This window comes from Rhodospirillales bacterium, assembly GCA_028824295.1.
Lineage (GTDB): Bacteria > Pseudomonadota > Alphaproteobacteria > TMED109 > TMED109 > VXPW01.
Genome location: JAPPED010000019.1, coordinates 16,764 through 38,263, shown reverse-complemented (window position 1 = coordinate 38,263; position 21,500 = coordinate 16,764). Strand labels below are relative to the sequence as shown.

The 21,500-nt window shown below is 66.6% G+C and carries 20 protein-coding genes and 2 tRNA genes; 11 read left to right on the top strand and 11 right to left on the bottom strand.

What is annotated here, in order from left to right; all coding sequences use genetic code 11:
• Nucleotides 1-148 precede the first annotated feature (148 nt).
• A complete protein-coding gene (locus OXH60_08600; GenBank protein ID MDE0712179.1) occupies nucleotides 149-1,078 on the top strand; it encodes a tyrosine recombinase XerC in 930 nt (309 codons plus the stop codon).
• Nucleotides 1,079-1,287: 209 nt separating this feature from the next.
• Here the strand turns inward: OXH60_08600 and OXH60_08595 are convergent, their stop codons facing one another.
• The 7 genes from OXH60_08595 to mdh form a co-directional block, all read right to left on the bottom strand.
• Complete coding sequence (locus OXH60_08595) at nucleotides 1,288-2,046, bottom strand: SDR family oxidoreductase (GenBank protein ID MDE0712178.1); 759 nt, start codon at nucleotides 2,044-2,046, stop codon at nucleotides 1,288-1,290.
• A 310-nt stretch (nucleotides 2,047-2,356) separates the two neighbouring features.
• Nucleotides 2,357-3,754, bottom strand: a complete 1,398-nt coding sequence (gene lpdA, locus OXH60_08590) for a dihydrolipoyl dehydrogenase (protein ID MDE0712177.1) — start codon at nucleotides 3,752-3,754, stop codon at nucleotides 2,357-2,359.
• Nucleotide 3,755: 1 nt separating this feature from the next.
• Entirely contained in the window at nucleotides 3,756-5,333 is a 1,578-nt protein-coding gene (gene odhB / locus OXH60_08585) for a 2-oxoglutarate dehydrogenase complex dihydrolipoyllysine-residue succinyltransferase (GenBank protein ID MDE0712176.1), read from the bottom strand.
• Nucleotides 5,334-5,344: 11 nt separating this feature from the next.
• Nucleotides 5,345-8,152, bottom strand: coding sequence for a 2-oxoglutarate dehydrogenase E1 component (locus tag OXH60_08580; protein MDE0712175.1), 2,808 nt, complete (start codon nucleotides 8,150-8,152; stop codon nucleotides 5,345-5,347).
• A 41-nt stretch (nucleotides 8,153-8,193) separates the two neighbouring features.
• On the bottom strand, nucleotides 8,194-9,069 hold the full coding sequence (gene sucD / locus OXH60_08575; GenBank protein MDE0712174.1) for a succinate--CoA ligase subunit alpha: 876 nt from the start codon (nucleotides 9,067-9,069) through the stop codon (nucleotides 8,194-8,196).
• The gene (gene sucC, locus OXH60_08570) at nucleotides 9,069-10,238 is read right to left on the bottom strand and encodes an ADP-forming succinate--CoA ligase subunit beta (protein ID MDE0712173.1); all 1,170 of its coding nucleotides are present in this window, start codon (nucleotides 10,236-10,238) and stop codon (nucleotides 9,069-9,071) included. Before sucC ends, sucD begins: the two co-directional genes overlap by 1 nt.
• Complete coding sequence (gene mdh / locus OXH60_08565; protein MDE0712172.1) at nucleotides 10,235-11,194, bottom strand: malate dehydrogenase; 960 nt, start codon at nucleotides 11,192-11,194, stop codon at nucleotides 10,235-10,237. Before mdh ends, sucC begins: the two co-directional genes overlap by 4 nt.
• Before the next feature lie 451 nt (nucleotides 11,195-11,645).
• On the opposite strand from mdh, the gene OXH60_08560 reads away from it, so the two are divergent.
• From OXH60_08560 to OXH60_08535, 6 genes are all read left to right on the top strand, one after another.
• Nucleotides 11,646-12,425, top strand: a complete 780-nt coding sequence (locus OXH60_08560; protein MDE0712171.1) for a class II glutamine amidotransferase — start codon at nucleotides 11,646-11,648, stop codon at nucleotides 12,423-12,425.
• Nucleotides 12,422-13,552 carry an SUMF1/EgtB/PvdO family nonheme iron enzyme gene (locus OXH60_08555; GenBank protein MDE0712170.1) on the top strand — a complete coding sequence of 377 codons (1,131 nt, stop codon included), beginning with the start codon at nucleotides 12,422-12,424 and terminating at the stop codon, nucleotides 13,550-13,552. Before OXH60_08560 ends, OXH60_08555 begins: the two co-directional genes overlap by 4 nt.
• Nucleotides 13,553-13,579: 27 nt before the next feature.
• Nucleotides 13,580-13,656, top strand: a tRNA-Pro gene (locus tag OXH60_08550).
• Nucleotides 13,657-13,669: 13 nt separating this feature from the next.
• Nucleotides 13,670-13,966: an ETC complex I subunit gene (locus OXH60_08545; protein MDE0712169.1), complete on the top strand. Its 297-nt coding sequence runs from the start codon at nucleotides 13,670-13,672 to the stop codon at nucleotides 13,964-13,966.
• 141 nt (nucleotides 13,967-14,107) lie between these two features.
• Complete coding sequence (locus OXH60_08540; GenBank protein ID MDE0712168.1) at nucleotides 14,108-14,698, top strand: carboxymuconolactone decarboxylase family protein; 591 nt, start codon at nucleotides 14,108-14,110, stop codon at nucleotides 14,696-14,698.
• Nucleotides 14,699-14,870: 172 nt separating this feature from the next.
• Nucleotides 14,871-14,947, top strand: a tRNA-Arg gene (locus OXH60_08535).
• A 5-nt stretch (nucleotides 14,948-14,952) separates the two neighbouring features.
• Here OXH60_08535 and OXH60_08530 read toward each other — a convergent pair.
• Together OXH60_08530 and OXH60_08525 are read right to left on the bottom strand one after the other, a co-directional pair.
• The gene (locus OXH60_08530; protein ID MDE0712167.1) at nucleotides 14,953-15,597 is read right to left on the bottom strand and encodes a 3-oxoacid CoA-transferase subunit B; all 645 of its coding nucleotides are present in this window, start codon (nucleotides 15,595-15,597) and stop codon (nucleotides 14,953-14,955) included.
• A gap of 20 nt (nucleotides 15,598-15,617) precedes the next feature.
• Complete coding sequence (locus OXH60_08525) at nucleotides 15,618-16,319, bottom strand: CoA transferase subunit A (protein MDE0712166.1); 702 nt, start codon at nucleotides 16,317-16,319, stop codon at nucleotides 15,618-15,620.
• 215 nt (nucleotides 16,320-16,534) lie between these two features.
• Between OXH60_08525 and OXH60_08520 the strand changes: the two genes are divergently transcribed.
• Genes OXH60_08520 through OXH60_08505 form a run of 4 tightly spaced genes read left to right on the top strand, consistent with a single transcriptional unit; the run spans nucleotide 16,535 to nucleotide 20,716 of the window.
• Nucleotides 16,535-18,334 (top strand): lytic transglycosylase domain-containing protein, encoded by a 1,800-nt coding sequence (locus tag OXH60_08520; protein MDE0712165.1) that lies wholly within the window; start codon nucleotides 16,535-16,537, stop codon nucleotides 18,332-18,334.
• Nucleotides 18,321-18,857: a molybdenum cofactor biosynthesis protein B gene (gene moaB, locus OXH60_08515; GenBank protein ID MDE0712164.1), complete on the top strand. Its 537-nt coding sequence runs from the start codon at nucleotides 18,321-18,323 to the stop codon at nucleotides 18,855-18,857. The genes OXH60_08520 and moaB overlap by 14 nt, the downstream gene beginning before the upstream one ends.
• 57 nt (nucleotides 18,858-18,914) lie before the next feature.
• A complete protein-coding gene (locus OXH60_08510; protein ID MDE0712163.1) occupies nucleotides 18,915-19,814 on the top strand; it encodes a DMT family transporter in 900 nt (299 codons plus the stop codon).
• Nucleotides 19,814-20,716 (top strand): DMT family transporter, encoded by a 903-nt coding sequence (locus OXH60_08505; protein MDE0712162.1) that lies wholly within the window; start codon nucleotides 19,814-19,816, stop codon nucleotides 20,714-20,716. Before OXH60_08510 ends, OXH60_08505 begins: the two co-directional genes overlap by 1 nt.
• Here OXH60_08505 and OXH60_08500 read toward each other — a convergent pair.
• Nucleotides 20,700-21,182: a DUF3429 family protein gene (locus tag OXH60_08500; protein MDE0712161.1), complete on the bottom strand. Its 483-nt coding sequence runs from the start codon at nucleotides 21,180-21,182 to the stop codon at nucleotides 20,700-20,702. The two genes, OXH60_08505 and OXH60_08500, sit on opposite strands and share 17 nt — an antisense overlap.
• A complete protein-coding gene (locus OXH60_08495) occupies nucleotides 21,161-21,463 on the bottom strand; it encodes a 4a-hydroxytetrahydrobiopterin dehydratase (protein ID MDE0712160.1) in 303 nt (100 codons plus the stop codon). Before OXH60_08495 ends, OXH60_08500 begins: the two co-directional genes overlap by 22 nt.
• Between the last annotated feature and the right edge of the window lie 37 nt (nucleotides 21,464-21,500).

Below are 21,500 nucleotides of genomic sequence, written 5' to 3'. Positions count from 1 at the left end.
GGGCGACGCCGGGCGTCCGGCACGATGACGTGAATATCCGGCCGGATGCAGCGGCGGCGGGGGGATCCCCGATGCCAGGTGACCTGGCCCCGGCGCACGGCTGTTAACCCGACCGAACCGTCGGCAGACCGAGGAACGCTCGCCATCGATGGAAGACATCGCCCCTGAGATCGCCGATGGCCTGACCGGATACCTGACTCACCTGCATCAGGAGCGCAGGCTGTCCGAGCACACGGTCAGCGCGTATCGGCACGACATCACGCGATTTCTCCGATTCGTGGGGGAGCACACGGGTGCCACTGTCAACCTGGACTTGCTCGACTCGTTGACAACCGCTGACTATCGCGCCTGGCTCGCCCACCTGATGCGGCCGCCGCGGCCGCTGGCACCGGCAAGTGTTGCCCGCGCGCGCTCCAGCGTTCAGGGCTTCCTCGTCCACCTCGCGCGGCGCCAGGGGCTCCGTCGGATCAGCCTCCGCTCGCTCCGTCCGGCGCGCGTACCGAAGCGTGCTCCCCGGCCGCTCGGCGTCGATCAAGTCCAGGCCGTCATCGACGAGTCGCGACCGGCCAGCGCCGGCTGGCAGGACTTGCGGGACCAGGCGGTCTTCCTGCTCCTGTATGGAGCCGGGCTGCGGATCAATGAAGCGCTCTCGCTCAATCGATCCGACGTCACCGGGAACCGTGACGTCCTGCGCATTGTCGGGAAGGGTGAGAAGGAACGCCTGGTGCCACTGCTGGTGCCGGTACGCGAAGGCATCGAACGCTACCTCGCCGCCGCGCCGGACGGATCCCCCGACGATCCGCTGTTCCTCGGCGCTCGTGGTCGGCGTCTGGGCGCGCGGGCGGTGCAACAGCGCATGCAGGAGATCCGCGCTCGGCTGGGGCTCCCCGCCTCGGCTACGCCGCACGCGCTGCGGCACAGCTTCGCCACGCACCTGCTCGAGGGAGGAAGCGACCTTCGGGTGCTGCAGGAGCTCCTGGGGCACGCGCGACTCGCGACCACCCAGCGCTACACGGAAGTTGCCGACCCGCAGTTGCGCGATACCTTCGAGCGCACGCATCCACGGGCCAAGCGCTGACACGTTCAGCGGTCAGGTCAAACCGTTGCAGCACCTACCCTGGCGACTCGTGCAGGGAATGGCCCTGCGATCGGCGCGACACCCGGCAGCGCCGCCGGTCAAGGGCGACCTGAACGCCGACCCGACCCGGCCCGCGGGGCACGGGGGGACTCCCGCCAGCTGCGAGCGTGCCGCGGCACGGCCATGCGGCCACGCCCCGCCATGGAACTTCACCTGGCGCTATAGCCCCCATCGATCAGCAGGTCCGCACCCGTCATGAACGACGATTCGTCACTGGCCAAGAACACCGCGCCTCGTGCGATCTCGTCGGGCCGGGCCAGCCGGCCGACCGGATGGGCTTGGCCCCACGCCGCCTCGGCCCGCTCCAGCGTCCCGAACCGTCTTGCAAGGCGTTCTGTTGCCGTGCCCCCGGGGGACAGCGCGTTGACTCGAATGCCCTCGTCGGCGTGGTCGATCGCCATGACCTTCGCCAGCTGAACCAGAGCGCCCTTGGTCCCGCAGTACGCGGCCTGGCCCCGGTCGGCGACCCGTCCCATTTGTGACGCCAGCAGGATGATCGAACCGGACTTCTGCGACCGCAGGTGTGGCAACGCGTGCTTGCACAGCAGGAACGCGCCGGTGAGATTGACGTCGAGGGCCTGGCGCCAGTCCTCTACCGACAGCGCGTCGACGGTGACCCGCGGCGTGTCCGTTGCCGCATTGGCCACCACGACGTCGAGCCTGCCGAACGCCTCAATGGCCGCCGTCACGCAGTCGTGCACCGATTCCGAGTTGCGGACATCGCATTCCCGCGCCAGGGCGCGACCACCGGCATCGTGGAGTTCCGCCGCAACCGCCTGGGCAGCCGCAACGTCGATGTCGAGGCACTGCACGGCGGCGCCCTCGGCTGCGAATGCGCGGGCGATCGCGGCACCAATTCCCCCGCCCGCTCCGGTAATCACCGCAACCTTGCTCTTCAGACGTTGCATGGCGTTGCCTCTTCCGCCCGGTCGCCCCGCTCCGGGTTCCGTTCACATCGTCGGGTCCGGGCAAACCCTATTGGCAGCCCGCTGGCAGCCGTGCGTCGGAACCTGGCGGGCACAGAGTACCGGGAACAGCCGGGGCCGGCGTCTCGCGCACTACGGCGTCCAGGGTGCTCGTGAAGCCGACCGGTGCCGGATCATGCCACGGAAGAGGGCGCCGGAAACCGGGAAACGCCCGGTCCTGTCATCCCGTCGCGAACCCGCCACCGGTGATGCCGGGTCGACGTCACGGTGCACGGTTGACAGCGGGATTCGTCTAGGCGTGCAGCGCCCTGCCAAAAGCGGCCGCGGCGGCGGCTTCGCGAACGGATTCGGAAAGCGTCGGGTGCGCGTGACACGTCAGCGCCAGGTCCTCTGCTGACGCCCCCAGTTCGATGGCCACCGTAGCTTCCCCGATCAGCTCCCCGGCCGACGCCCCCATCACGTGCACACCCAGGATCCGGTCCGTACCAGCGTGGGAGAGAATCTTCACCATCCCCTCGGTCTGCCCGGTGGTGCGGCCGCGCGCGTTGGCAGTGAACGGAAAGCGCCCCTTCTTGTAGGCCGTTCCCTGCTCCTTGAGTTGCTCTTCCGTGGCGCCGACCCAAGCGACCTCGGGATCCGTGTACACGACCGACGGGATGGCGCCGTAGTTGACGCATGCCGTATGGCCAGCCAGCAACTCGGCCAGCGCGTGCCCTTCCTGGCTCGCCTTGTGGGCAAGCATCGGTCCGGTGGTGACGTCCCCGATTGCGTAGATCCCGGCCGCGGACGTGCGAAACTGTTCATCCACCTGAATCCGCCCGAGCGAGTCCACCTCCACGCCAGCTGACGCGAGCCCCAGGCCCTCGGTCCGCGGGCTTCGCCCGGTTGCGACCAGAACCCGGTCGGCCCGCAGCGTCCGGGCCTCACCGCCGGCAGCCGGCTCCACCTGCAGGGCGACCTCGTCACCCAACGCCTGCGCGGCCGTAATTTTCGATCCCAGCTGGAACGTTATCCCCTGCCCGGCCAGCGCCCGATGAAACCGGCGGGCAACTTCCTGATCCATGGCAGGAACAATCCGGTCAAGGAACTCCACCACGGTCACCTTGGATCCCAGCCGCCGCCAGACCGATCCCAACTCCAAGCCGATGTACCCCGCCCCCACGACGACCAGCGTGTCCGGTACTTCCGCAAACGAGAGCGCGCCGGTCGAGGACACGATCCGGTTCTCGTCGACGTCCACGCCGGCCAGTGGGCTCGGGACCGAGCCGGTCGCGATCACGACATGGCTGGCGGCGAGCTCGCCGGAGTCCTTCCCTTCCACGACCACGCGGCCGGCCCCGGCCAGTTGCCCCCTGCCTTCGTAGCGCCCCACCCCGTACTTTCGGAACAGCTGGTTGATGCCCGCGGTGAGTGCGTCCACTGCACCGTCCTTGTCCGCCATCATCGCGGCCAGGTCGAGCTCCGGCGGGCCGGTCCGGATGCCGCGGGCGCCAAGCTCGCCCGCTTCCGCGAAGAGATGCGAATTGTGGAGCAGGGTCTTGGACGGGATGCACCCGACGTTCAGGCAAGTCCCGCCGAGCGCCGCCCGCTCATCCACGCAAGCCGAGTTGAGCCCCAGTTGGGCAGCCCGGATGGCGGCGACGTAACCGCCGGGACCGCCGCCGATCACGAGAACGTCGTGCTGGGTCACGTCAGGTATCGAGCGCGAGCACGGCGGGCTGCTGCAGCAGGTCGCGGAGATGTACAAGGAACGTCACCGCGCCCTTGCCGTCCACGATCCGGTGATCGTAGGACAACGCCAGGTACATCATCGGCCGGACGACCACCTTTCCGTCGTGTGCGATCGGCCGCTCCTGAATGCGATGCAGGCCAAGAATGCCCGACTGTGGCGGATTCAGGATCGGCGCGGACATGAGCGAACCGTAAACGCCCCCATTCGATACCGTGAACGTGCCGCCTTCCAATTCATCCGCCGCCAGCCCCCCGGCGTTGGCGCGTTCAGCGAAGCCTCGAATGTCGCGCTCGATACCGGCAAATCCCTTGCGGTCGGCATCGCGCACCACCGGCACGACCAGGCCGCGCTCGGAATGCACCGCTACGCCGATGTCGTAAAAGTCCTTGTAGACGATATCGGTACCATCGATTTCGGCATTCACCTCGGGCACCGCCCGCAACGCTGACACGCTGGCCTTCACGAAGAACGACATCAGTCCCAGGCGCACGCCGTGCCGCTGCTCGAACGACTGGCCGCTGGCCCTTCGGAGCTCCATGACCGCGCTCATATCGACCTCGTTGTACGTGGTCAGCATGGCAGCGGTGTTCTGCGCTTCCTTGAGCCGCTCCGCCAGCCGGCGGCGCAACCTAGACATGGGCACTCTCCGCGTGCGCGGCGGCAGCGCATCTCCCGGTGTCTCCGAAGTCGCGTCAGCATGCGCCGCGGACCGGCCGCCGGCATCGCCGGGAGAATCCGGCGTCGCAGGCCGGGGCGCCGACTTGCCGCCGGCAGGACCGTCTGGAGCCGCTTGGGCTGCCAGTTCATCCACAGGGGCCGGGACGGGCGCAGCGCGAGGCGAGGCCGGCGCCTTGGCAGCGGCCGCCAGGACGTCCTCCTTCAGGACGCGCCCGCCGGGGCCCGTCGGTGTGACTGACGCAAGGTCGATCTCATGCTCACGTGCCGCCCGGCGCGCCGCTGGAGCCAACGGCGGTTCCTGCGCGCCCAGGAATTCCCTGAGATCATCGGCGGTGATGCGGTCGCCACGGCCACTGCGGCGAACCTGCGTCGGGTCAGGAAGCTCCGGCGGGCCCGCGGATGGTCCTACGGATGGCACGCCTGCCGATGCGGGAGATCGACTCTCGACCGACTCGGCTGCCACGGCGGCCTCCTTCGAGGACGCGTCCGCTTGCATTGGAACGCTGACCGGAGCCTCGTCGAACGGCTCTGTGTCGGCGGCGGCGGCCGGAGCGGAACCGGGAGCCGACGGCGCAGAATCGGCGGGGCCCGGGGTCGTCGTTGCCTCGACCGACGATGCTTCTGCCGCACCAATCCGGGCAATGACTGCGCCCACCGCGACGTCGTCGCCATCGCCAGCCGAGATTTCCAGGAGGATGCCGTTTTCCGGCGCCTCCACTTCCACCGTTACTTTGTCGGTTTCAAGCTCGACCAGGATTTCGCTCTGGGTGACCGGATCGCCGGGGCTCTTGCGCCAGTTGAGCACCGTGGCTTCAGTGATCGATTCACCGAGTGCAGGGACAACGACGTCGATGGCCATGGTGGTTTCCGTCAGTCGGCAGTGGAGGGAAGCGTCAGGGCGCGGTTGACGAGATCGCGTTGCTCGGACATGTGCGACGCATACAGGCCGGTGGCCGGTGACGCGGCCGGGGCCCGCCCGACGAAGGCAGGTCGGCCGACCATTTGTGCCCGTTCCATCGCATCGTGGAGAAGCGGATAGATGTACGACCACGCTCCCATGTTGGCGGGCTCCTCTTGGCACCAGACTACTTCAGCCCGTGGCGACTCCCACAGCACTTCCATGACCGACTCCAGCGGGAACGGGTAGCACTGCTCGATGCGCACGAGCTGAATCCCGTCCCGGGTCTGGCCGTCGCGCTGCTCCCAAGCGGCCAGCAAATCGAAGTAAACCTTCCCGGAACAGAACACGGTGCGCCTGACGTCAGCCGGATCGGGCCCGTTCTCCTGGCCCAGCACCCGGTGAAAACTGGAATCCGGACCGAAGGCGGCGAGATTCGATACGGCCCGCTTGTGCCGAAGCAGCGATTTTGGCGTGAAGATGATCAGCGACCGACGGAATTTTCGCCGCATTTGTCGCCGCAACACGTGGAACAGGTTGGCTGGCGTCGTGCAGTTGACCACCTGCATGTTGTCATCGGCCGCCAGTTGCAGGAACCGTTCGACCCTGGCCGAGGAATGCTCGGGGCCCTGCCCCTCGTAGCCATGCGGCAACATCATCGTGAGACCCGACATGCGTAGCCACTTGGACTGCCCCGAGGATATGAACTGGTCGATGATGACCTGTGCCCCGTTCGCAAAGTCGCCGAACTGGGCTTCCCAGATCACCAGCGTCTTGGGCGCGGCAAGCGAATAACCGTATTCGAAGCCCAGGACGCTGGCTTCGGCGAGCGGACTGTCAACGATCTCGAAGTCGGCCTGGCTCTCGGCTACGTTGTTGAGGGGCACCACACGCGTTTCGTTGCGCTGGTCGACCAGTACCGCATGCCGCTGCGAGAACGTGCCGCGGCCGCAGTCCTGCCCAGACATCCGCACCGGTACTCCCTCCATGAGGAGCGATCCGATCGCGAGCATCTCGCCGGTCGCCCAGTCGATATCTTCACCCTTCTCGAGGTTTGCGATGCGGCGTTGCAACTGCCTCGCGATCTTGCTGTGCACCTCGAAGCCTTCAGGGGGCGTCGAAGCGCGACGGCCGATGTCCCGCAGGCGGCCGAGATCGACGCCGGTCTTGCCGCGCCGCGAGCCCGGTCCGGCCTCGCCGACAAAGCCCTCCCAGGCGCCTTCCAGCCAGTCGGCCTTGTTGGGAACGTACGTCTCGCTGGCCGAGTAGGCCTGCTCGAGGCGTTCCTGGCAGGCGGTCACCATCCCGTCAGCCTCGGCCGTGGTGACCACGCCCTCCTCGACCATCTTGCGCGCGTAGATCTCCCGGGTCGTGGGGTGCTCGTCGATGCGCTGGTACATGAGCGGCTGGGTGAACGCGGGCTCGTCGCCCTCGTTGTGCCCGAACCGCCGATAGCAGATCATGTCAACGACCACATCGGACTGGAATTGCTGCCGATACTCCGTTGCCACCCGGGCGGCGTAAACGACCGCCTCGGGATCGTCGCCGTTCACGTGGAAGATCGGCGTCTGCACCATCAGGGCCACGTCCGAGCACCAGGGACCCGGCCGGTAGTGCACCGGGTTGGTGGTGAAGCCGATCTGATTGTTGATGATGAAGTGGATCGTGCCGCCGCTGTTGTAGCCCTCGAGCTGGGATAGCCCCAGGGTTTCGGACACCAGCCCCTGGCCGGCGAACGCGGCGTCGCCGTGCAGCGTCACGCCGGCCACCTGCCGGCGCGCTGCCTGCTTCGGCAGCATGGACTGCTTGGCGCGGACCTTCCCCACCACCACCGGGTTCACCGCCTCCAAGTGGGACGGATTTGCTGTCAGCGAGAGGTGCATGGTGACGTCACCCATGGTGCGGTCGGCCGACGTGCCCAGGTGGTACTTGACGTCTCCCGAGGCGTCGATCCCCGGCGGGAGCGCCGGTGCGCCACGGAACTCGGCGAAGATGGCTTCCAGGGGCTTGTTGAGAACATTGGCGAGCATGTTCAGCCGGCCGCGGTGGGCCATGGCCAACAGGATCTCCTTGAGACCGAGCGCGCCGCCGCGCTTGATGATCTGCTCGATGGCCGGGACCATGGATTCGCCGCCTTCCAAACCGAAGCGCTTGGTACCGGTAAAGCGGCGGGCCAGGTATCGCTCGAATGTTTCGGCGTCCGTCAGACGTTCGAGAATCGTGCGTTTTCCCAGATCTGTGAAATCGGGGCCCGCGTCCTTGTACTCGATCCGGCGCTGAATCCAGGCCTTCCGGTCGGGATCCTGGATGTGCATGAACTGCACGCCGATCGTCCCGGCATAGGTCTCCTCCAGGATCCGCATGATCTCGCGCAGGGTGGCCCACTCGAGGCCCAGTACGTAATCGATGAAGATCGGCCGGTCGTAATCCGCCGGTGTGAACCCATACGTCATCGGGTCCAGTTCCGGATGTGGCGTCACCGGCGCGAGCCCGAGCGGATCCAGATTTGCCTGTAGGTTGCCGCGAACGCGGAACGCGCGGATCAGCATCAGGGCGCGAATCGAATCCCGCGTGCCTTCCAGCATCGACGCAGGCGGGCTGCCCACGGACGATGGGTCGGGAGATGGATACGCGTCTTCCAGCCAGTCCACCGCCGAGGGGGCCAAGGCGTGGAAGAAACTGCGCCAGGCCGGATCAACCGTTTCGGGGGCGGCGGAAAAGGCTGCATAGAGACGCCGGAGTTCTTCCTGGCGTGCACCAGAACCTTCAACGATTGTCACGCTGACCCTCCTCTCGGGCGAACGCGGATAGCACGGAGCCGCTAGCCGGAAGCGACACGCGCCATGGTTGAACCGATTTCAGCAGGCGAATCCACGACCGTGACCCCGGCCTCGCGAAGCGCTTCGATTTTCGCGTCCGCGCCGCCCGTCCCGCCGGCGATGATGGCGCCGGCGTGTCCCATCCGGCGGCCGGGCGGTGCGGCCCGCCCAGCGATGAACGCAACGACCGGCTTGTCGCTCCCGGCGCCCCGCAGGAACTCGGCGGCTTCCTCTTCCGCGACGCCACCAATCTCCCCGATCAGCACGATCGACCGGGTCGCGTCGTCGGCGACAAACTCCCTGAGGACGTCGACAAACGTGGTACCCGGAACCGGGTCGCCGCCAATGCCGACACAGGTCGATTGCCCAAGTCGCGCAGCGGTCGTCTGCGCCACCGCCTCATACGTCAGGGTGCCGGACCGCGACACGATACCAACGCTCCCGGCAAGGTGGATATGGCCCGGCATGATGCCGATCTTGCACGCTCCCGGCGTGATCACGCCCGGGCAATTCGGGCCTACCAGACGGGTACGCGAACCCTCCAGCACCCGCCGCACCCGCACCATGTCAAGGACGGGAATCCCTTCCGTAATGCACACGGCCAGCCGAACCCCGGCATCCGCCGCTTCCAGGATGGCATCCGCCGCGAATGGGGGTGGCACGTAGATCACGGTCGCGTCGGCGCCGGTCTCGGCGACAGCCTCGCGGACCGTATCGAACACGGGCAGGCCGAGGTGAGTAGTGCCCCCCTTACCCGGCGTCACGCCGCCCACCATCCGCGTGCCATAGGCAATCGCCTGTTCCGAATGGAACGTACCCTGGGCCCCGGTAAATCCCTGGCAGATGACCCGGGTCTTGCCGTTCACGAGAATCGCCATCAGCGATGATCACCGATGGCCGCGACGATCTTGCGGGCGGCGTCTCCCAAATCACCGGCCGTGGTGATCGCCAACCCCGACTCCGCCAGGATCCGCGTGCCGATGTCGACGTTGGTGCCCTCGAGCCGCACGACCAGCGGCACGTGCAGGCTCACCTCCCGCACCGCCCCGACGATACCTTCGGCGATCGTGTCGCAGCGCATGATGCCGCCGAAGATATTGACCAGCACGGCCTCTACGTCCGGATCGGACAGGATGATCTTGAACGCCTGCGACACCCGTTCCTCGGTCGCGCCGCCGCCGACATCGAGAAAATTGGCAGGCTGACCTCCCTCGAAGGTGATCAGGTCGAGGGTCGCCATGGCGAGGCCGGCGCCATTCACCATGCACCCGATGTTCCCGTCGAGCTTGATATAGCTCAGACCATAGTTGGTCGCTTCGATCTCCCGGGGGTCCTCCTCGGTCTCGTCACGCAGCTCGCTGATGTCCGGATGCCGAAAGAGCGCGTTGTCGTCGAAGTTCATCTTGGCGTCGAGCGCCAGCACCATGCCCTCTCCGACTGCCGCCAGGGGATTGATCTCCACGAGACTGGCATCCGTCGCGACGAAGGCCTCCGACATGGCCAGAATCGTTCGCTCGGCCGACCGGCGGGCGTCGGGATCAAGGTCCAGCGCGAACGCGAGCTCGCGCGCCTGATACGGCCGCATTCCCACCGCAGGGTCGACAACGACCGTCCGGATTCGCTCGGGCGTCGACGCGGCGACCTCCTCGATCTCCACCCCGCCCTCGGTCGACACCATGGCGACATAGCGGCCTCGCTTGCGGTCGAGAGTCATCCCCACATATCGCTCAGCGGCGATCGACACTCCTTCCTCGACGTACACACGGCCAACCTCCGTGCCGTCCGCGCCGGTCTGCGGTGTGACCAGGCGCTTGCCGATCAGTTCGTCGGCCGCGGCCGCCACTTCGTCCAGGGACCTCGCCACCTTGATACCGCCCGCCTTGCCGCGGCCGCCTGCGTGCACCTGCGCCTTGACGACCCACACCTCGCCACCAAGCGACTGGGCGGCGGCCCGCGCCTCGGTCGCCGTATAGGCAATGCGACCACGCAGAACAGGCACGCCAAATCCGGCCAGAATCTCCTTGGCCTGGTACTCGTGAACGTTCACTTCGCGCGCGTCGCCTTCCGCAGTGCCGCCAACAATCCCTTGACCGCTTCCACAGACTTGCCGAACTGCGCACGTTCCTTGGCGTCAAGCTCGACTTCAACGACCCGTTCCACGCCCCTTGCCCCGATCACCGCCGGCACACCCACGTACATGCCGCGGACGCCGTACTCGCCGCGCAACCATGCCGCGCACGGAAGCACACGGCGAGAATCGTGGAGGTAGGCCTCTGCCATGTCGAGCGCGGAATGGGCCGGCGCGTAGAAGGCCGAACCGGTCTTGAGCAGGTTCACGATTTCCGCGCCGCCGTCGCGGGTCCGCTGGACAATCGCGTCGAGACGCTCCTGCGTCGTCCACTTCATGCGCACGAGTTCAGGGACCGGAATACCGGCCACCGTCGAATACCGAACCAGCGGCACCATGGTGTCGCCGTGGCCACCCAGGACAAACGCCGACACGTCGCGGGCCGAGACATTCATCTCTTCGGCAAGAAAATGGCGAAATCGGGCACTGTCCAGCACCCCGGCCATGCCGACCACCTTCCGATGCGGCAGCCCGCTCGCACGGCGCAGCTCGAAGACCATCGCGTCAAGCGGATTCGTGACGCAAATGACAAAGGCGTGTGGACAGTGAGTCTTGATCCCCGCCCCCACGTCCCGCATCACGCGGGCGTTGATCCCGAGGAGATCGTCCCGGCTCATGCCGGGTTTCCGCGGGACTCCCGCCGTCACGATCACCACATCTGCGCCCCGGAGCAGCGTGTAGGAACCGCCCCCGCGGACGGAGCCATCGCTCCCGGAAACAGGCGTCGCCTGCGCAAGGTCGAGCGCCTTGCCGGCGGCCACCCCCTTCTGAATATCGAACAGCGCAACATCACCAAGGTTGCGCAGGTTGGCGAGGTGCGCGAGCGTCCCGCCGATCTGGCCGCCGCCTATCAAGGCAATCTTCGCTAGGGCCATGCGGCGCGCTCCCTTTAACAGGCCCCGTGTCTGGCGCGCCGGGAAGACTCGCGCTGCCGGCTGTCGGTTTCAGCCTACCAGATCGACCAAGGATGCGAAATACTGGGAAGACACGCGCCGGCCACCCAAATCCACCCAGAAACCCAACTGCAAACAATGGTTAGTGCCAGAATCAAAGGGCGAATACGGCGGCAAACCGATACCCCTGCCGCGCGCGGGAGCACGCCCTGGTTCAAGCCCGGTCCGAACCGACTGTCCGGGTTCGGGGCAGGCTTCCGCGACGCCGACCGACGGCGATGATGCGCAGCACAGAACGGACCTGAAGACGGGCTTTCCAGAGGCTCCTATAGTCGTCTGCCATCGTGACCACCGGCACTTGCTGCCCACGATTCGGCCGACTTCGTTCCAGGACAGTCGGCGAACGCCTCCCCTTACCGCTTCGAGCAGCCATATGTGCCGCCACGCCGCCTACATGGGCCCTCCGTGCCGCCTAGACGCCTTTCTCACCGCACCCGCGCATTCGCTGGTCGTTCAGAGCCATGCTGCCCGCGAGTTTGAACGGACGCTTGTGTGCGCCGACGGGTACGGCTTTGGCTGGTTCAATGACGACCGCCGCGGCGGACACTACCGAAGCACGCTTCCCATCTGGCAGGATCCGAACCTGGCGCCGCTGACCAACGCCCTGACCCGACGAGTCTGGGTCGCCAATGTCCGAAGCGCAACGCCGCCGCTGCCGGTGAGCCACGAGAACACGCACCCGTTTCAGGCGGACGGCCTGCTGTTCTCGCACAACGGTTACATCGAGCGGTTCCTTTGCACGGTGCGTCCGCGCGTCCGCCAACTCCTGCCTCCCGATCTCGACGCAACGGTTACCGGGTCCAGCGATTCCGAACTCCTGTTTGCGCTGGTTCGTCGGCAATGGAGAATCTCCGACCGTGACCTGCCCGGGGCGGTCCGCCAGGCGTTCAAGGTCCTGTCCCATCTTCTTCCGGCTGACGCGGACGCCCTGCTCAACGTGATTGCGGCGACGCCCGATCAGATCGTGGCCACCCGGTACGCCATCGGCGGTCGGCCCAGTCCCAGCCTGTACACGGCGGCAGACCACGGCACCTTCGCCGAGGGTCGGCTCGTCGCCTCGGAACCGTTTGATCGAGACCCGTCGTGGGAGCCTGTGCCGGCAGGCCGTCTGGTCGTACTCACGAAGGCCGGCATCGAGAATCAGCCGCTGTGACTTCGACGGCCGATCCGCTGGCCCGGTGGCGAAACCTGCAGCGGGAACTCGTCGGTGTCGCGGCAAGCCAGACCGAGGATTGCTTTCGGACCCAGGCGCACGCCGACCTGAGCCCGATCGGGTGGCATCTTGAACACTGCGTGTTCGTTGAATGCGTGTGGATCCGGTCGGAGCTGCTCGACGATCACGGAATTCGCGACCGGCTCGCGCATCGCTGTCTGCCGGAACTCGCGCCGAAGTTTGGCCGCGGTCGCCGCCTGCCGCCGCGGCCGGAACTGCTCCAGTGGTCCAGCGAAACGATGCAACGCAACGAAGCGCTCCTGCGCCAGGTCCGCGATCCGGACGCCGCGGACCCGCTTCGGAAGGGTGACCGCATTCTGCATTTTCTCGTCTCGCACCATGCGCAACACCTTGAAACCATGCGGACGATCGCCTTTCGGTTTGGCGCCTTCGAAGGTGGGAAGGCACCGGCGCCGGCGGCCGGGGAGGCACGCGGGGCCGACCCGTCCATCCAGCGGGTTGCAGCCGGGATCGCGTGCGTCGGCAGCGCTGACGCGGTGCGCGCACACGACAACGAACTCCCGCGTTCGCGAGTCCGCGTGCAGGAGTTCAGGATCTCGCGGCGACCGGTGACCAACCGCGCATGGGACGAGTTCGTCGTTGCCGGCGGCTACCAGGACCCCCGCTGGTGGACGCCGGACGGCTGGCGCTGGCGGAGACAGGCCGGCGTCGAGGTACCTGATGCCTGGCGACATGCCGCTGCCGCCGAGCCTGACGACTTCGTGTCCGGCGTGAGTCGCCACGAGGCCGGCGCCTACGCCCGGTTTCGAGGTGGACGCCTGCCCCATGAGCACGAGTGGGAAATGGCCAGGACCGCGGGCTTGCTTCGCGATACCGGTCGGGTCTGGGAATGGTGCGCCAACCGCTTCCATCCCTATCCCGGGTTCCGTCCGTTTCCGTATCGCGAGTACTCGCTGCCCTGGTTCGACGGACGACATTACGTGCTCAAGGGCGGCAGCCGTCTCAGTGAACCCGAAGTCCGGCGTGCGGCCTTTCGCAACTACTACACGCCGACCACACGGCACATCCTTTCCGGCGTTCGGGTAGCCTACGACGGCAGCGTATGACGCGAACATCGGGTAGCCTGCACGGCACGGGGCGTAGCGCAGCCTGGTAGCGCACCTGCTTTGGGAGCAGGGGGTCGCGTGTTCGAATCACGCCGCCCCGACCACTGGGAGTCGTGTATGGCGGATGTCCGAATCTACCGTCCTGCGCGCACGGCCATGCAGTCGGGCCTGCGCAAGACCCGTCGCTGGCGCCTCCAGTTTCTCGCGCAGGTGCCCCAGAGCGTGGAATCACTGATGGGTTGGACCGCCTCCAACGACACGGCCGAACAGGTCTTCCTGTCCTTCCCGGACCGGGTGTCGGCCGTGCGTTTCGCGGAGACTCACGGACTGCAGTACGAGATCGCCGATCCCGCCAATCAGCGGCCGGGGCAGCAAAGCTACGCCGACAACTTCCGTCCCCATCGCCCGACGTGAGCTGCGTTGCGCGGACCCCGCGCGAACGGATGTACCGGCCATCCGCCGCTCCAACGCCCGGCACTCGCACCCGCTGCGGGGGCAGACCGGATTCGAGACAACCATCGACCTGCATCACTCACCGGAACCGGAGCACCAAGCATGAGCCGACTCCCCGCCATCACCCTTCGCGAGGCCACCGAGGCGCAGCGCGCCATTTTTGACGCCGTCACCGGAGGTGAGCGGGCGCGGAGGCACACCCCGAACACCTTCATCGATGCGCGCGGCGGCCTCGCCGGGCCGTTCAACGCCTGGGCCCACCGGCCGGATCTGGGCGACAGCGTGCTGCCGCTCGGTGCGCAGCTTCGGTTTCGAGGCGAGCTGCCCGGCGGCGCCCGAGAAATCGCGATTCTCGTAGTGGGGGCCACCTGGAAGGCCGAGTTCGAATGGTGGGCCCACGCCGAGATTGCGCGGCAGGAGGGCGTCCCTGAAGAAACCCTCACCGCGATCCGAAACGGCGAGACCCCTTCCCTCCCCGACCCCGTCGAGCAGGCGGCGTACGACGTGGCGAAGGCGCTTCTGAAGACCGGCAAGGTGGACGACAAGACGTACCAGATCGCCCGCGAGCTGGTTGGCGAAGGCGGACTGGTCGAACTCGTCACGCTCGTCGGCTACTACACGCTGGTCTCGTTTATCCTGAACGCATTCGAGGTGCCGTTGCCCGAGGGCGAAACAGGCGTCTTCGCCGCCTAGCTCACGAATCTCGCATCCGGGTGACAGCATCGTGGCACGCCCCAGTGCACCCGGGTGGGCTGATTTGTCCACCCGACGCAACGTCTTCGGCAGGGGCGCACCCTGCGGCGTAGCTGTTCAGCCAGCCGGCGCGCGGTGCATGCCGCAGACGCAACGGGTAGTGTCCCGTTCAGCGCCCTTAGCTCAGGCGGATAGAGCAGCGGTCTTCTAAACCGCAGGTCGCAGGTTCGAGTCCTGCAGGGCGCGCCAGTCGTTCAGGCCGCGCGGCGGGCCTCGGCCAGCGGCGCGCCGGTCTTCGCCTCGACCTCGCTGAACTGCACGCCCGGCGCCAGTTCCACGACCTGAACCACGCCGTCCTTCGGCACGAAGACGCCGAGATCTGTGATCACGAGATCGACGCACGCCTGTCCGGTCAGCGGCAGGGTGCAGGCCTCGAGAAGTTTCGGGCTGCCGTCGCGGGCGACATGTTCCATCACGACGATGACCCGGCGCACGCCGGCGACCAGATCCATCGCCCCGCCCATTCCCTTCACCATCTTCCCGGGAATGGTCCAGTTGGCGAGGTCACCGTTAGCCGCCACCTGCATGGCACCGAGGATGGAAAGGTCCACATGCCCGCCCCGAATCATGGCGAAGCTCTCGGCGCTTGAGAAATAGCTGGAGTCGGGAAGCTCCGACACCGTCTGTTTGCCGGCATTGATCAGGTCGGCATCGACTTCTTCCTCGTACGGAAACGGCCCCATGCCCAGCAGCCCATTCTCGCTCTGGAGCGTGATGTCGATGCCCTCCGGAACGAAATTCGCCACCTCGGTGGGCATGCCGATCCCAAGATTCACGTAGAACCCGTCCTGGAGTTCCTGCGCGGCACGGGCACAGATTTCAGTTCGATTCCAAGGCATGGTCGCCTCCGTTTGCGCGCTCAAGGCCTGGGCCGGGTGGTCCGGTGCTCGACCACCCGACTGTACTGGGATCCCTGCAGGATCCGGTCGACATAGATCCCGGGAGTATGGATCTGGTCGCCGTCGAGCTCGTCCGGCTCAACGAGGTGCTCGACCTCGGCAACCGTAACCTTGCCGGCGGTGGCCATCACCGGATTGAAGTTCCGGGCGGTTTTGCGGTAGATCAAGTTGCCCTTGGTATCACCTTTCCACGCCTTGACAATGGCAAGGTCCGACACCAGTCCCGTTTCCATGACGTACGCCCGGCTATTGAACGTGCGCGTCTCCTTGCCGTCAGCGACGACCGTGCCGGCTCCCGTCGCCGTGTAAAATGCGGGAATCCCGGCACCGCCGGCTCGAATGCGTTCCGCCAGGGTCCCCTGGGGATTGAATTCGAGTTCCAGGATCCCGTCCAGGTACTGCTGGGCGAAAATCTTGTTCTCGCCCACATAACTGGAAATCATCTTCCGCACCTGCCGGGTCTCCAGCAGGAGGCCCAGACCGGCACCATCGACGCCGGCATTGTTGCTGATGACCGTGAGGTCGCGCGCACCTGTTTCCTTGAGCGCAAGGATCAAGTTCTCCGGAATGCCGCAGAGCCCGAAGCCGCCAGCCATCACCGTCATCCCGTCCACCACCAGCCCATCGAGCGCGACGGCAGCGTCCGCATACACCTTGTTCATGGAGCCATGATCCCGACCATTGGCCACCCCGGCCGGCAAGAGAGTAAGAAAGACTTCGGCAGGCGGCAACGGCACCGCCGGCCGCGCCCGAAGCCGGCGCCGGCCGTGCGCTTGCGGCAGCGTCCGCGGCCACGATCCACATGCGCAGTTGGCGGCACGCCCGCGCTTGGAACCAGCTGCGCTACCCTTACCTTCTAAGGAGCGCGGCGCATCACATGGTTGCAGTCTCACGATTCACCGCTGTCGTGGTTGCCGGCACGATTGTGCTGGGGGGGTCGGCGCATGCCGCAGCGGCGATCGAACAGGGCAAACCCGTGAAACCGCTCGGGCAGGTGACGGAAGAGCTCCGTCGGGCAGGTGTGCCCCTGGTCCTGACATCAGAAGACGCCGAACGGTATCGCCGCATCTTCGCCCTGCAGGACCAGGGCGATTGGGTCACGGCGGAAGCCGAGATCGCCGGACTCCGGAACCACATCCTGCTTGGTCACGTGCGCTATCAGAAACTGATGCATCCGACGGAGTACCGCTCGTCGTTCGCCGACCTCGCCGGGTGGCTGGAGTCCTTTGCGGATCATCCGGGCGCCCGCCTGATCCACCGCCTCGCACTAAGGCGGCAGGGCCCGGACGATGCCTCGCCGCCAAGGCCCGTCAGCACGAAGCGCCTTGGCGGCTACGGCCCCGACTGGCCCAGCCACGCCCTGAAGATCGGCGACACGCGATCGCAACGGAAGTTCGCCCAGGACATCATCCGTCTGGTCACCAGGGGGCAGTACGACCGTGCCCTGTCGCGCCTGCACGGCGGACCCAGCAACCTTTCGCCCGAAGACGTTGCGCAGCTCGAGGGCCGGATCGCCATCGGCTACTACGCAGACGGCGACTACTGGCGAGCGTTCACGCTGGCGGCGGCTGCAAGCACGTCGGTGGAACCTGGATTCTCGTGGATCCATCTGCGGGCAGGCCTGGCGGCCCTGCAGCTGGATCTGACCTATTCCGCACTCGAGCACTTCGGCCAGGCCGCAGTCACGCCCGGCAGCACGTGGGAAACCGCCAGCGGTGCCTATTGGGCAGCCTGGATCTACGCCCGCCTCGGCCACGACGGGGACGCCGAGGGCATGCTGCGCACCGCAGCCGAGTTTCCCCTTACCCTCTACGGGCAACTCGCGCTCGAAGAACTGGGGCTGCCCGACCGCAACAGCTGGATTGACCGGAAGGCGGTCAAGGTCGACGCGGATTCGCCGATGCTTGCGTCGCCTGCCGCCCAACGCGCGGTGGCGCTGGTCCAGGCGGGACGCATGTTCGAGGCCGATGCCGAATTCAGGCGGCTAGCCGGAGAAAACCGCGGAACCGCGGACATCGACCTTCTCGCCTTCGCGATGGCGCTCGACCTGCCTGGCGTTCAGCTCCGGCTCGGCAGCCGCCTCGAACGTTCAGGGACCCTCAATCTGTCAGCGCTCTACCCGGCCTCCGACTGGCTCGGAAACGCCGCAACCGAGATCGACCAAGCCCTCGTGCACGCGATTGTCCACAAGGAATCCGGCTTTCACATCCGGGCCAAGAGCTCGCGTGGGGCCCGCGGACTCATGCAGGTGCTGCCGCGAATCGGGCGGAAGCTCACGGGTGACAAGCGGATCCGCGGTCCCGGCGCCGACTACCTCTACGATCCCGTCTTCAACCTGGGCCTCGGCCAGCGGGTGCTCCGAGACGCCCTGAAGCACCCCGATATCAGGCGTGACCTGATCGGCGCCCTAGTGGCCTACAACGCGGGGGCACGCCACTGGGTCGCCTGGAAGGAGAGGATCGACGCCGACCATCCGCTGCTGTTCATCGAGAGCATTCCATTGCTCGAAACGCGCTGGTTCGTGAAGCGAGTCCTTGCCAGTCTCTGGATGTATCGAGACCGCTTCAGGCAGCACAAACCGGCCCGGACGGCCCTGAGCCACGGCAAGTGGCCGCAGTACGTCCCGCTGGACTCCGAAGCCGGAAAAGACGACACGGTGTTCTATGTCGGGTCTTGACGAATCCAGACCGTTTCTGCCGGTGCAGATCGCCGTCCTGACCGTATCGGACTCGCGGACGCTGGCCGACGACCGTTCGGGCAACCTGCTGGCCGAACGCATCACGGCCACGAGTCACATCCTGCAGGCGCGCGCGCTGGTCCGGGATGAGGCCGGCCTGATCGAGGAGCAGCTGCGGCAATGGATTGCCGATCCTTCGGTGGATGCAATCATTGCAACCGGCGGCACCGGCATCACAGGACGGGACGTCACGCCGGAGGCGTTCGAGCGCGTCGTGGAGAAAGACATCCCCGGCTTCGGAGAGCTCTTCAGGATGCTGAGTTTCTCGAAGATCGGCACCTCCACGATGCAGTCCCGGGCACTCGCCGGGGTCGCCGACGGCACCTATTTGTTTGCGCTGCCGGGCTCGCCGAGCGCCTGCCGCGACGGCTGGGACGACATTCTCGTCCACCAACTCGACAATCGGTTTCGCCCCTGCAACCTTGTCGAACTGATGCCGCGACTCAACGAACATCGCCGCTGATCGCCGAACCGGCGGTCCGACAAGACCTGTAGGACGGCAACTTCCCCGGTCTTGGCAATGAGTCTGCACAGGATCCGAATTCTCTGGGCCACCATCCCCCCTCCTGTGCGCGGCGCCCTGTGGATGATCCTCGCGAACGTCTTCTTCACCCTCATGAACACGCTGGTCCGCGAGCTGTCGTCCCGCTACGGCCTGTTTGAACTCCTGTTCGTCCGCTCGCTGTTCGGGCTCATTTTCGTGCTGCTGCTGGTGTGGCCCGCGGGAATCCGCTCGCTCAAGACCAAGCGGCCGGGCCTGCAGGTCGTTCGCGGCCTCCTCGGGTTCACGGCGATGTACCTTTGGTTCTTCGCCGTCAGCAACATTCCCCTCGCACAGGCCACGGCCATCAACTTCTCGGCGCCAGTCTTCGCAGCAGTGCTGATCGCCGTCTTTCTGGGGGAACGCATGCGGGCACGGCGCTGGACCGCCACCGCGCTTGGGTTCGTGGGGATGCTCATCGTGCTGCGACCCGGGTTTGCGGAATTCTCGTTTGCGGTCGCAGCTGCCCTCTGCGCGTCCATGCTGATGGCGGTCGGAGCGACCGTGGTCAAGGTGGTGGCTCGCACTGATCACCCGAACTCCGTGGTGCTCTATGTGCCGCTGTTCCTGTCCGTGTTCGCCGTGACGCCGGCGCTGCTGGATTGGACACCCCCCACCGGGACGGATCTCGGGCTGATGGCGGTGCTCGGCCTAGTCGGCACGCTGGCGCACCACTGCTGGGTGCGCGCGTTCGCGGTCACTGAGGCCACGGCCGTCTTGCCGTACGATTTCGTCCGCCTGCCGATGATGGCCCTGGCCGGCTATGCCCTCTATTCCGAGGTCCCGGATCTCTGGACCTGGCTCGGCGCGACCGTCATTCTCGGCAGTTCTGTCTACATGGCGCACCGGGAAAGCCGTGCCCACCGGCGGCGCCAGTGATGCGCGGGTTTCAGGCTCCGATGTCGGCGCACACGCGCGCGACGCTCTTCATTCTCTGTGCCGCCGCGACGTTCCCGGTGATGGCAGCGCTGGTCAAGTTCCTTTCCACCGACTTCCATCCCCTGCAACTCGCGTTCTTCCGGTGCCTCTTCGGCGGCGTGGTCCTGATCCCCTTCTTCCTGCGACGTCCCGCGGCAATCGAGACCGCACGGCCGCGCATGCATCTCTTTCGGGGCCTGCTTGGGGTGGTCTCCATGTGGATGGGCTTCACGGCCCTCTCGCTGCTGCCGCTGGCGGAGGCGGTGACCCTGGGCTTCACGCGCATTCTCTTCCTGATTCCGCTTGCGGTCCTGATCATGGGGGATCGCGTCGACCTCCCGCGCTGGATCGCGACCCTGATCGGGTTCGGCGGCATCGTGCTCATGATCAACCCGGCCGGCACGGACCTGCCGGCGGCCGGGGTGGCTTTGTCACTGGCGTCGGCGTTGACCATTGCCAGCGTCAAGCTGACGGTGAAATCGCTGACGGAGACCGAGGCGACGCTCACCATCCAGCTGTGGTTTGCCGGCTTCGCGACGCTGGCGACGTTCATCCCGGCGCTCTTCGTCTGGCGATGGCCGGAACCGTTCGAACTGCTGCTGCTGCTGGCGATCGGCGGCGCCGGAACCCTCGGGCAGATGTTCACCGTGCTCGGGCTGCGGGGCGTGCAGCCGAGCGCGGTGATGCCGATCGACTACACTCGGCTGATCTTCGCGACGTTCTACGGCTTCCTTCTCTTCGGGCAGCTCCCCGGCCCGGCAACCATCGCCGGCGCCGGCGTCATCGTCGCCGCCTCGCTCTACATCGCGCGGCGCGGTGAACGCGTCGCCACGACCGAACTGGGACTCATCCGGCGACGCTGATCGGCGCGTGGACCAAGAACGTGCCGGCCCAGAATAGCACCGCCGCCGTCACCCACTTGCGGACGGTGCGATACCACGCCGGCGCGACGCCTTCGCGCACCGCGCGCAGGTCGGCAGCGTGGGATGTAAGAAACGCAGCCAGAAACAGCATGATGACCCAGAAATAGTCCACGAACCCCGCCAGCGCCGCCAAGCCCGCGGTCGCGGGCAGGAACGGAACCACCCACCAGAACCCGTGCTGGCGAAACCCGCGCCTGGTTGCCGCCAGCGCTAGCCCCAGATGCAGTGCACCGAGGAACCCCAGTGACGCCAGGGCGTAGTTGAGACCGGTCAGGTAGAGATAGTCTCTCCAGGCCCCTTCGAGCAGCCAGAGGCCGCCGGCCGTCGCGACAAACGGCGCAGCGGCACAGCCCGTGGCCAACCAGGCCCCGGGCGGGGTAGGGTCTACGGGCCTCGGTCGCTCCACGCCCGCTCCATGGCCATGGCCAGGTCGACATCAAGCCGGGTGACCGCGCCGGCGTCATGGGTGGCAAGCGTCACCTCGACCCGGTTGTACACGTTGACCCACTCCGGATGATGATTCATGCGCTCAGCGACTTCCGCGATCCGGGTCATCCAGGCAAACGCGGCCCGGAAGTCATCGAACTGGTACGTTTTCCGGATCGCCGAGCGGTTCGGATGCCGCTCCCAGCCGGCAAGACGATCAAGTGCGCCGGCGAGCTCCGGTTCCGTCAGGGGTATGGCCATGGCTTCGCGCTGGGCTCCAATTCCTCGGCCCGGTCTC